We start from the raw sequence: 11,794 nt of genomic DNA on the forward strand, positions 1-11,794 counted from the left end.
TTGCTCCAACTCGCTATTTATTTGTCAAAGATCCTTAGCCCCGCGGCCAAGAGGAAATCGTCTTTATAGGCATCCCTCTTCACCGTCAAGAACTTTTTTCAATCTTTTTTCAATTTTCTTTACGAAGCGATCTTCGCAAAGACGAGGAACTATGTCCCCGTGCAGCGCCACTCAGCAGCGCAGAAAGAGGCTTCTATGTAGGAGGCACGTCGTTGTCAACAAAAATATAAAATTATTTTTTTATCATTTGATTTTAGGCGCCTAGATAAATCAAAACTCAAGATGTCTGGGCGTTCTTGGGAACGGAATGACGTCGCGGATATTGGCGATGCCGGTCACAAGCATCAGCAGCCTCTCAAAGCCCATGCCGAACCCGGCGTGCGGCACGGATCCGAATCGACGCAGGTCCAGATACCACCAGTATTCCTCCTTGGGCAGGCCGAGTTCTTCGATGCGACGCTCAAGCACGTCCAGGCGCTCTTCCCTGGCGCTGCCGCCGATGAGCTCCCCGATCCGCGGCACAAGCACATCCATGGCGCCCACGGTCTTGCCGTCGTCATTGAGGCGCATATAAAAAGCCTTGATCTCCTTGGGATAGTCGAAAACGATGACCGGCTGCTTGAAATGATCCTCGGTCAGGTAGCGTTCGTGCTCGGTCTGCAGGTCAGTGCCGAAATCCACAGGAAACTCGAAAGTCTTGGTCGCGCGCTTGAGGATGGTTACCGCCTCCGCGTAGGGCAGGCGGATGAATGGCTTGGCCAGGATGTTGTCCAGTGTGGCGAACAGGCCCTTGTCCACGAAATTGCCGAAAAGCTCCAGATCGTCACGGCAATTATCCATAAGATGGGTGATAAGCCATTTGATGCAGTTCTCGCCCAAATCCATGTTGTCGGAGAGGTCGGCAAAGGCCATCTCCGGCTCGATCATCCAAAACTCGGCGGCATGCTTGGGTGTATTGGAATTCTCGGCCCTGAAAGTCGGCCCAAAAGTGTAGACCCGCCCCAGGGCGCAGGCCAGATTTTCGGCTGCCAACTGCCCGGACACCGTAAGCGAGGCTTCCTTGCCGAAAAAATCCTGGTCGAAGTCGGCCTTGCCGTTCTTCTTCGGGACACTGGACAGATCAAGGGTGGTGACCTGGAACATCTCTCCCGCCCCTTCGCAGTCCGAACCGGTAATGATGGGCGCGTGGACATTGAAAAAACCCTGCTCGCGGAAAAACTGATGCACGCCGTAGGACAGTTCGGCCCGAATGCGGTTCAGGGCGCCGAATTTGTTGGTTCGGGGGCGCAGATGGGCGATGGTGCGCAGGTACTCATCCGAATGCCGCTTTTTCTGCAGCGGATAACTCGAATCGGCTTCGCCCAAAATCTCCAGGCGGTCAGTCTTGAGTTCCCATTTTTGCCCCTGTCCCGGCGATGCCACGAGGGCGCCTTCCAGGCGGACCGACGCACCCGTGGCAACGCGGTCCATAAATTCAAAACCGGATGTCTCCTTGGTCACGATGGCCTGTAAACTTTTCAGACACGACCCATCGTTGATTTCCAAAAAAACAAAATCCTTGCTCTCTCTTTTGGTGCGCACCCAGCCCATGATCACCACGGAAGCAATCTCCGTTTCCGACTTCAAAACATCCGCCACTCTGGGTTTTCTCATCCTTCACCTCGATTTGATTGCTTGGACCACACTACAACATGTCCACGGGATCCAAATCCACGGACAGTCGCACGTATTTCTCTTTGAGCACCAATTTTTTCAATTCCACACAAATTCCCCGAATAACTGGCCAATTTTCAGCCTTGAGCAAACATTGAAATCGCTTGCGTCCGCGCAGCACCGCCAGCGGGGCCGGGGCCGGCCCCAAAACCCGGACTCCAACGCTCTGGGCTAAAGCACGCAAGGTCCGCCCAAACACAGCCAGAAAGTCAGCTTCGGCACGATCCACGGGCATGGAAAAACGAACCAAGGCCAACTTGACAAATGGCGGATATCCCATGGCCTTTCGCAGAACGATCTCCTTCTGGAAAAAACCCTCATAATCATTATGCCGAATGAATTGCCAACAATAGTGGCGGGGATTGCGGGTTTGGATAAGCACGCGGCCCGGCTTTTCACCGCGCCCGGCCCGCCCGGCAACCTGAACCAGCATTTGAAAGCAGCGTTCCGTAGCCCTGTAATCCGGAAGATTCAAGCCCAAGTCCCCGTCCACGACCACCACCAAGGTCACGCCCGGGAAATGCAATCCCTTGCTCAGCATCTGCGTTCCGACCAAAACCTGGGCTTCACGCCGGGCAAATCGCTCCAAAACATCTTGCATGGCCGAGGCCCGCCGCGACACATCCCGATCCAGGCGCAGGGCTTGAACGCCCTTGGGCAAATCCTGATTCAAAAATTCTTCCAAACGCTCGGTGCCCGCGCCAAGCGGGAGAAAGGCACTGGCCTGACAAGTCGGACAAGGGACAGGAAAAGGCAGACTGTACCCACAATAGTGACACAAGGCCAATTCGCGACGTTTGTGAAAGGTCATGGAGACCTGGCAGTGCGGACATTTAAGTGGCTCCGAGCAGGATTCGCAATACAAAATGGGCGCATAGCCGCGCCGATTATGCAAAATGATGACCTGATCTCCTCGGGCCAAGGTCTCGTTGATCTCCGCATGCGCGCTCGCCGCAAAAGGACCATGAGCCGGCGGATCCGACCGCAAGTCAATCAGTCGAACCTCCGGCAACTCTGCCGGACCAGCCCGCTGATCCAGACGAGCCAAGGCGATATCCTGGGACTTGGCGGCGTGAAACACCTTGATATCCGGCGTGGCCGAGCCCATCAAGAGTAGCCCCCGGCTCCGCGCGATACGCCCGAAAGCCAACTCCCGAGCCTGATACACCAACCCTTCGTCCTGCTTGAAGGAAGCGTCATGTTCCTCGTCCAGGATAACCAAACCAGGTTCCACGGGAAGAAAAAGGCACGATCTGGTCCCGACGATGACATGCGGCCGCGCGCACCCGACCAAATCCATGAACGCGCGCTGGCGCTGTCCCGGTCCAAGGTAACCGTGGCTCAAGACCACCGGGACATCCGGCAGCACTGCGCGCACATCCGTATGCAATTTAAGCGCGATGGCCACTTCCGGGGCAAGAAGCATGACGTGCCGCCCGGCCAGCAGGCAGCGTTTGGTCAACTCCAAATAGACTGCCGTCTTGCCACTGCCGGTAACCCCAAAAAGCAATGCCGACTCGGCTCTGTCGGACTGCAGCAACCGCTCGAAGCCATCCACGGCCTCGGTCTGCGCCGGGTTCAACTGAACCGGAACTGGTCGTGGAACGGATGGTTCCGTTTCGGCCAGACGAGACTCGACCTCGATCACAAGCCCTTTCTTGAGCAACGCGCCGAGGGGTTGGGACAAATTCTTCCCGAAATGAGCATGCAATACCTTGGCCGACGACACGCCATGCAAGTCCAGATAGCGCAAAATTTCGATCTGCGCCGTGGCCTGGGGACGAATGGGCCATGGCGGCTCCGACACCAGGGAATACAGTCGTTCCCGAATCCGGCGAGGCTCGGCCAACGTCAACGCCCCCGTCAGCCACGCCTCTGTCAAAGCCCGCCGACGGGGCTCGGCGGCGCGAATCAGGTCCTGGATGGGAACACGCCCTCCGTTATTGTCGCGAAACTCAGGTGTTTCACGGACTCCAGCGGGCAAGACACGGGCTAAAATGAGGCCCGGCGCGTCCATCTGTCGAATGGACAAATCCCGGATAAAATCCAGATAGGTATCACGAAACATGGGTACCCGATCAACGGGCCAGAGCACGTCGCGCGCGTTCACACCAGGAGGCGCGGTCTCGACAAATCCAGTCAGGATACCCAGGCGCGTACCACGCCCCAAGGGCACGAGAACCCGCGCCCCCACCACCCACATTTCGGGCGGCAGGTCACGGGGCACGGCGTACGTCAGGGTGGAAAATGGGGCGGAAAAAAGCAGAACCGAACAAAAAGATTTCATGCGCTCCACGGAAAAAAGGGGAACGGGCCAGCCCGCTCCCCCTGAAATTGAAATGGACGAGACACCGCTTAGCGGGAAGGTGGAATCAATTCCCGTAACCGATCGATAAGGTCATAACGCAAATCCTCGTCCTGCAAGGCAAAATAGATATTCGCGGTAAGGTAATCGACCCAATCCCCGACATCGAAACGCTGTCCCCGCAACTTCACGGCCAGAAGACGATTTTCCCGGGCCAAGGTCTGCAGGGCGTCGGTGAGTTGAATTTCTCCTGTGTGATCAGGGGCCACTCCTTCAAGATGCTTAAAAATTTCAGGAGTGAGCACGTAGCGGCCGACCAGGGCCAGCCGCGACGGCGCGCTGTCTTGAGTGGGCTTTTCCTTGACTCCACGGATTCGGTACAAGCCCGGCGCGAATTCCTCGGCGTCGATGATGCCATATCGGCTGACCTTGTCGCGCGGCACTTCCATCACGCCAACCACGGGCATGCGCTCGTTTTTGTACACCTCGATCAACTGGTTGATGCCAGGATCGCGATTGAACATCAGATCATCGCCGACCATGACCGCGAACGGCTCGTCCTTGATGACCTCTTTGGCGCAATGCACCGCGTGACCCAGACCCAGCTGCTGCTTCTGACGCACGACGATGATGTTGGCCATCTCGGCCACCTTGCGTACCTCGGCCAAAAGAGTCTTTTGCCCCTTGCGTTCAAGAAGCTGTTCCAGGGCCAAATTGTAATCGAAATGGTCCTCGATGATGCGCTTGTTCTGATTGTTGACAAACACCACGTCGGACAATCCAGAAGCAATGGCTTCCTCCACGATATATTGGATGGAAGGCTTGCGGAACACCGGGAGTATTTCCTTGGGCACATTTTTGGTCGCCGGAAGTGACCGGGTTCCCCATCCCGCCACCGGGATGACAACTTTACGTACCTGCATGCATCGCTCCTTATTGTTAGCCACCTCGGAGAAGGACTTTCCCGGTCTCCGAAAATTTATGCCAGCCCGGTTTCCACGGCCTGAACCAACTCATCGCAAAGACAATCCACAAGGGTCTGATCTTGAGCCTCGACCATGATCCGGGCCAAGGCTTCGGTCCCGGAATACCGCAATAAGACGCGACCTGTCCGACCAAGTCGAGCTTCGGCGTCGTTCACCGCCTGCCGGATGGATGCGACCTCGTCGAATGGTTTTTTCTGTTTAACCCGCACATTGACCAATTTTTGTGGATACGGCGTCAGAAGTCCGGCGATTTCGGAAATGGGCCGCTGTCGTCCAACCATGATACTCAGGAGCTGCAACGCCGCCAAGATCCCGTCACCCGTCGTGGAATGTTCCATGAACACCAAATGCCCGGACTGCTCGCCCCCAAAAAGATACCCGCCCCGGCGCATTTCCTCGACGACATATCTGTCCCCGACCTTGGTCCGGAGCAAACGTCCGCCGCGTTCGGTCATGAACGTTTCAAGCGCCATGTTGCTCATGACGGTGGCCACCAGGGTTTTATGGGCCAACACCCCCTTGTCCAACATCTCGGCCGCGCACACGGCCATGAGTTGGTCACCATCCAAGACTTCGCCATGCTCGTCCACGACAATCAAGCGATCGGCGTCCCCATCCAGGGCCAAGCCGATGTCAGCGCCCACTTCCCTGACCTTGGCAGCCACAACTTCCGGATACAACGAGCCACAATTCTTGTTGATATTGAGACCGTCCGGTTCATCCCCCACGGTTATCACCGTGGCCCCAAGTTCCTCGAAAATAAGCGGTGCCACGCGATAAGCCGCGCCATTGGCGCAATCAAGGACGATTTTCAAACCATCAAGGGTCATGCCTGAAGGAAAGCTATGCTTGAGTTCGACGATATAGCGCCCCGGACTGTCCTGAATCTTGCGGGCACGGCCGACCTGTTCATGGGCGGGATGATCCCAATCAAAACCCGGCGTGCTGATCATGGCCGCGATTTCATCCTCGACATGGTCGGCCAGCTTGAACCCATTTTTATCGAAAAACTTGATACCGTTGTCCATGAACGGATTGTGCGACGCCGAAATGACCACTCCGAGATCGGCACGCATGTTTCGCGTCAAAAAGCTGATGGCCGGGGTCGGCAGGGGACCGACCAAAAACACGTCCATGCCCGCCGCGCAAAACCCGGACGTCAGGGCAGATTCAAAAACATAACCCGAAAGCCGGGTGTCCTTGCCAATGACCACCCGGTGGCGCTTGGCGCCATTTCTGAAATATTGTCCAGCCGCCAATCCCAGCCGCAAAGCCACTTCCGGTTGCATTGGGTAGACATTGACCCGCCCTCGCAGGCCATCCGTACCAAAAAGTCGTCCCATCCATCCTCCGATCTACGGTATGACAATTTCACTTCGCTGCACGAAAATCTGAATTTCCTCGGGCCTGAGCTCAAGCACGCGCACATCCTCGGGGAATTTCGGCCTCGGCCGGACCATGTCCTGGCCAGGCAGGGGGTTGGCCCCGGGGTCCAAAATCATGCGCAAACTGTCCCGCCAGTCCTTGTCCTTGAAAAGGCGCACGGGCATCTCCAACCGTGCTCTCACGAACTTGGGTTCGAAAGTATAGCTGAATCCCGGATATTCAACAGGTTCGACATTCATTTTGACCCAAAGTTCCTGGGTGATCAGCCCGAAATGGAGCTCATAGCCCACCGAGGAAACGTTGGTGCGCACATCCCTGGGCAGCAGCAATTTCGCGCGGCCAGCCGCGACCCGGGCGCCATCGGCAGGAACCTGTATGCGCACGGTGGGGATCTTGTCCACTGCTTCCAGGGCGCTGGCAAAACCCGTTATCGTGATCTGATCCGGAATCACGGTGGCATTCCGGACCCGCATGTCCTCTCCGGGCATGCCGCTCCAGTCCAGACTGACCGGAACTTTTTTCGATACCGTCACCTCGGCGATCAACTCAAGGCGGGTCGGACTGATTTCCACCACCTCCACCGCCGAAGTCACGGTCATGCTTTCAGGGACCAGGGGGATCACATTGGTCCCCGGCTGAATCTTGCCCAGATCAAGTTTATACGCCAAGCGAGCGGCGTTCAAGGACCGGACCTGATTGCTCGTGCCACGGATGCGCACCTGAATTTTGTTGACCAAGCCAGACGTAATTTCAACCTGTTGCGGCAGATTGACGAATTCCAAAGGGACTTCAAGCCAGGTCTCGACCTTTTCCTGACCAGAAACCATGTACCAGCACACCAAAGCCAAAAGCAGGGCCAACACCCTGTATTGCCAATTATTCCACATCATTTTCTCAGCGCGGCGGTAAGAACTTTTTTGAGACGAACTTCGTTCAGGCTGCTGGTCATGCGACCTCCCACGGCCAAGGAAATACTTCCCCGTTCCTCGGAAACAACCAAGGCCACGGCATCGGTTTCTTCCGTGACGCCCAAGGCCGCGCGGTGCCGGGTTCCCAGAGACGCCTCGTGTTTGAGCCCCACCGCCAGCGGCAAAATACAGGCTGCGGCGTCGATTCGGTTGTCGCGGATGATCACCGCGCCGTCATGTAACGGAGTGTCCGGATGAAAGATGGTCAAAAGTAGATCCTTGCTGAAGGCCGCCCGCAGCTCGATCCCCCCGGAAACCACGTCCGCGAGGGGAATGTTGCGTTCGATGATGATCAGCGCACCAGTTTTGTTCTTGGCCATCTGCACCAAGGACAAAACCAATTCATCCAGCACGCCGGACTGGACCGACTCCTTCTTGAAAATCGTGGTCGCGCCCATGACCGCCAGGGCTTTCCGGATATCCCGCCGGAACAAAATGATGACCACCAGAAAAATCGACCCCAGAAAATTTCCGAGCAACCAATTGAGCGTGTAGAGTCCAAGCTGTCCGGCCGCGAAATACGCGATAATGATCAAAAGCAACCCGTAGATGACGGAAACGGCGCGAGTGCCCTTGATGAGCAGGATGATGCGGAAAAAAATATACCCCACGAGGAGCACATCCACAATGTCCCGCCACGTGATCTGCAAATGGCCCAACGTAAAATTCAGCACCCCGGCTCTCCCTGTCCTGTCATCAAGGTCCTCGCCACGACCAAGGCATCGCGCGTCTCACGCACCTCGTGCACTCGGTGGATACGTATCCCCTGGGCATACAGCGTCACGGTCGCAGCCAGCGTGGCCGCATTGCGCTCCCGACCTTCCCGGCCGAGCAGCCCTCTCCACAAGGATTTGTTGGAAAGGCCCATGTACACTGGCCGCCCAAATTTCTGAAAAACGGTGATATTGCGCAAAATTTCCAGATTATGTTCCAAGGTCTTGCCAAAACCGATACCAGGATCAAGCACGATACGCTCCTCGCCCAGCCCGGCCTGGACCAAACGAGTCATCCGGATCTCGAAAAATCGCTGAATTTCGTCAACCACGTTGCCATATTTGGGCTCGACCTGCATGGTGCGGGGTGAACCCTGGTTGTGCATAAGCACATAGCCAGGCTGAAAATCCAGCACCACGCCGAGCAAATCCGGGTCGGCATCCAACGCCGAAACATCGTTGACGACAAGGGCTCCCGCTTCAAGGCAGGCCTTGGCCGCCAGGGCCTTGGTCGTATCCACCGACACGACCGCATCCGGTCTGACAGCCAGAGTTCCCCGTACCACGGGCAACACGCGGGCTATTTCCTCCTCGACCGAAACCGGAGCGGCAAACGGCCTGGTACTTTCTCCGCCCACGTCGATCATGTCCGCGCCCTGCTCCAGCAAACGCAACCCTGCGGCCACTGCGTCCTCGGCCCGAGCCGAGAGACCGCCATCATAAAAGGAATCGGGCGTGACATTCACGATGCCCACAACAAAAAAGGGGGCCGGACCCAAGGTCCTCCCCCTGCACAATCCCCAGGAGACCAATTCACCTCGCTCCTGGAACATAACCTACCTTCCTTCCCGGTCGCCGCCGTTTTCCTCGTCGAGGACGAAGCCTTCGCCGGGGTTGTCGTCGGCCGGGGCATCCACGGCCGGCGCGGACTGCTTCCGGGCGCCGTTGCCCTGGCTTGGCCCCAAGTCCTCGCCATTGATGAGCCTGCCCACCTCATCTCCGGTCAGGGTCTCGCGATCGATAAGGGCCAGGGACACGGAATGCAGAAGATGAATATTGTCCTGCAAAATTGTCTTGGCCCGACCATAGGCATCACTCAGAATCCGCTTTACCTCCAAGTCGATGAGCTTGGCGGTTTCATCGCTGTAATCCTTGATATGCGCCATGTCCCGACCCAAAAAGACCTCGTCGTCCTTTTTGCCCAGGGCCATGGGCCCGAATTCGTCGCTCATGCCCCATTCACAGACCATGCGCTTGGCCATGGCCGTGGCCCGTTCGATATCGTTGCCAGCGCCGGTGGTGATGGAGTTGAAGACAATTTCCTCGGCGGCCCGGCCACCAAAGAGCACTGCCAGATTATTCTCCAGATAGGTCTTGGAATAGGTGTGCCGGTCATCCACGGGCAATTGCATGGTCACGCCCAAGGCGCGACCGCGGGGAATGATGGACACCTTGTGGATGGGGTCGGTGCCTGGAAGAAACTTGGCGACCAAGGTGTGCCCGGCCTCGTGGTAGGCGGTGGTCTTCTTTTCCTCGTCGCTCAGAATCATGGACCGGCGCTCCTTGCCCATCATGACCTTGTCCTTGGCCTCCTCGAAGTCCTGCATGGTCACTTTTTCCTGGTTCAGCTTGGCTGCGTGCAGGGCCGCCTCGTTGACCAAATTCTCCAAATCCGCGCCCGAAAATCCAGGCGTGCCACGGGCCAGGATCTCCAAATCCACCTCGCCCGACAGCGGCGTCTTGCGGGTATGCACTTCAAGAATGCGCTTGCGTCCCTTCAAATCCGGATTGGGGACCACAACCTGCCGATCAAATCGTCCAGGCCGCAGCAGGGCTGGATCAAGCACATCGGGCCGGTTAGTGGCCGCGATGAGGATAACGCCCTCGTTGGATTCAAAACCGTCCATCTCCACGAGCATGGCGTTCAGGGTCTGCTCGCGTTCGTCGTGGCCACCGCCCAAGCCAGCTCCGCGCTGGCGCCCAACGGCGTCGATCTCGTCGATAAAAATCAGGCACGGCGCGTTCTTCTTGCCTTGAATGAACAAATCGCGGACCCGGGCCGCGCCCACGCCCACGAACATCTCCACGAAGTCGGAGCCGGAAATGGAAAAAAAAGGAACGCCCGCTTCACCGGCCACGGCCCGGGCCAGCAAGGTCTTGCCCGTGCCCGGAGAGCCCACCAGCAGCACGCCTTTGGGGATACGGCCGCCAAGACGCGTGAATTTCTTGGGGTTACTGAGAAAATCGACTATCTCCTGGAGTTCCTCCTTGGCTTCGTCGACGCCGGCAACATCGGCGAAGGTGACCTTGGTCTCCTCTTGGGAAATCATTTTTGCCCGGGACCGGCCAAAGGACATGGCTTTCCCTCCCCCGCCCTGCATCTGCCGCATGAAAAAAATCCAGACGCCAATAAGCAACAACATGGGGAACCAGGAAATGAGCACGGTCATGTACCAAGGCGCCTCTTCCTGGGGTTCTGCCTTGACCTGGACGTTGTTTTTAACCAGCGTATCGACCAGGGTTGGATCGTCCGGCGCGTAGGACGAAAATCGCTGATCATTGACCAGCACGCCGGAAATCCTGGACCCTTGAATCTTCACGCTGACCACTTCGTTCTGGCGGACCTTGCTCAAAAATTCCGTGTAGTTCAGGTCGTTGGCGGTGGTGGGCTGCTGATTGAACACGTTGAATAGGACAATCATGACCATGCAAATGGCCGCCCACAAAACAAGATTCTTGGAAAAACTATTCAAAAGAAAAAACCTCCATCAGCCTGGGAACAGGGAAGCCCGGGCGGCTATCTTTCGGGTTTGAAACAAACGGAATCATAGCGGAACGAGCCATGATTGTTAAGGCTGGTTTTCCGAATGACAAGCAAATTTTGGTGGAAAACCTTATTTTTTAAGAGCAATGGAAAACTTGATCATTGTCCGCCTCGCTGATAGACGTACCGCTTCGCAAATGGAAGCGTTTCGTCACCGGTGTGGCGCCCGGTCTTCAAAACCGGTGGAAGGTCGAGAGGTCTTCGGTAGGTTCGACTCCTATACGCTTCCGCCACGACCTCCCAGGGCCTGATCACTCAGGCCTTTTCTTTTTCACGGTCTCCCTGATCCGCTAACCGGCCAATCCTGGGGCCCAGGGACCACCTCGTTCCGGCGTTCATCGTGCCCCCTCGAAAAACGAGATTCAGGACAATCTGCCCTTGAAATCCGCGTATCCAAATGTCTTGACCACCCGCATGACATCGTCCGTCGGATCATAGACGGCGATGCTCGGCAGCTGGATGCCATTAAACGTGTTGGTCTTGACCATGGAATAGTGGGCCATGTCCGTGAACACCAACCTGTCGCCGGGGACAAGCGGCCGGTCGAAGGAATATTCGCCGGCCACGTCCCCGGCCAGGCAGGACAGACCGCCCAGGCGGCAGGTCCAGGCTTTTTCGCCGGGCAGGCCGGAGCCGACGATGTGCGGCCGGTACGGCATTTCCAGGACGTCGGGCATGTGCGCGGGCACGGACGCGTCCAAAATAACGATGGGCATGTCGGCGCTCGTCACGTCGAGAACCGTCGCGACCAGATAGCCGGTGTTGAGGGCCACGGCCTCGCCCGGTTCCAGGTAGACCTGCACGCCGTGGCGTGCCTTGAAGTCGGAAATGAGCCGACACAGCAGATCCACGTCGTAGTCGGGCCGGGTGATATGATGCCCGCCGCCGAAGTTGACGTA

The 11,794-nt window shown here is 57.2% G+C and carries 9 protein-coding genes and 1 tRNA gene; 1 reads left to right on the plus strand and 9 read right to left on the minus strand.

Annotated elements, in window-relative coordinates; all coding sequences use genetic code 11:
• Positions 1–270: 270 nt before the first annotated feature.
• The 8 genes from EOL86_08115 to EOL86_08150 all read right to left on the minus strand — a co-directional run bounded on the left by EOL86_08115 (position 271) and on the right by EOL86_08150 (position 10,824).
• Positions 271–1,653 (minus strand): asparagine--tRNA ligase, encoded by a 1,383-nt coding sequence (locus EOL86_08115; protein NCD25541.1) that lies wholly within the window; start codon positions 1,651–1,653, stop codon positions 271–273.
• Positions 1,654–1,684: 31 nt separating this feature from the next.
• The gene (gene priA, locus EOL86_08120; GenBank protein ID NCD25542.1) at positions 1,685–4,000 is read right to left on the minus strand and encodes a primosomal protein N'; all 2,316 of its coding nucleotides are present in this window, start codon (positions 3,998–4,000) and stop codon (positions 1,685–1,687) included.
• A 68-nt stretch (positions 4,001–4,068) separates the two neighbouring features.
• Entirely contained in the window at positions 4,069–4,941 is an 873-nt protein-coding gene (gene galU / locus EOL86_08125) for a UTP--glucose-1-phosphate uridylyltransferase GalU (GenBank protein NCD25543.1), read from the minus strand.
• A 56-nt stretch (positions 4,942–4,997) separates the two neighbouring features.
• Positions 4,998–6,347: a phosphoglucosamine mutase gene (locus EOL86_08130; protein NCD25544.1), complete on the minus strand. Its 1,350-nt coding sequence runs from the start codon at positions 6,345–6,347 to the stop codon at positions 4,998–5,000.
• Between the two features lie 12 nt (positions 6,348–6,359).
• Positions 6,360–7,280: a hypothetical protein gene (locus EOL86_08135; protein NCD25545.1), complete on the minus strand. Its 921-nt coding sequence runs from the start codon at positions 7,278–7,280 to the stop codon at positions 6,360–6,362.
• Positions 7,277–8,032: a TIGR00159 family protein gene (locus EOL86_08140; GenBank protein NCD25546.1), complete on the minus strand. Its 756-nt coding sequence runs from the start codon at positions 8,030–8,032 to the stop codon at positions 7,277–7,279. The genes EOL86_08135 and EOL86_08140 overlap by 4 nt, the downstream gene beginning before the upstream one ends.
• The gene (gene folP, locus EOL86_08145) at positions 8,026–8,904 is read right to left on the minus strand and encodes a dihydropteroate synthase (GenBank protein NCD25547.1); all 879 of its coding nucleotides are present in this window, start codon (positions 8,902–8,904) and stop codon (positions 8,026–8,028) included. The genes EOL86_08140 and folP overlap by 7 nt, the downstream gene beginning before the upstream one ends.
• 3 nt (positions 8,905–8,907) lie before the next feature.
• A complete protein-coding gene (locus EOL86_08150; GenBank protein NCD25548.1) occupies positions 8,908–10,824 on the minus strand; it encodes an ATP-dependent metallopeptidase FtsH/Yme1/Tma family protein in 1,917 nt (638 codons plus the stop codon).
• A 211-nt stretch (positions 10,825–11,035) separates the two neighbouring features.
• On the opposite strand from EOL86_08150, the gene EOL86_08155 reads away from it, so the two are divergent.
• Positions 11,036–11,128, plus strand: a tRNA-Sec gene (locus EOL86_08155).
• Positions 11,129–11,257: 129 nt separating this feature from the next.
• Here EOL86_08155 and EOL86_08160 read toward each other — a convergent pair.
• On the minus strand, positions 11,258–11,794 hold a 537-nt coding region (locus tag EOL86_08160), incomplete at its 5' end, for a carboxynorspermidine decarboxylase (GenBank protein NCD25549.1).

The sequence above is a fragment of the Deltaproteobacteria bacterium genome, from assembly GCA_009930495.1.
Classification (GTDB): Bacteria; Desulfobacterota; Desulfovibrionia; order Desulfovibrionales; family Desulfomicrobiaceae; genus Desulfomicrobium.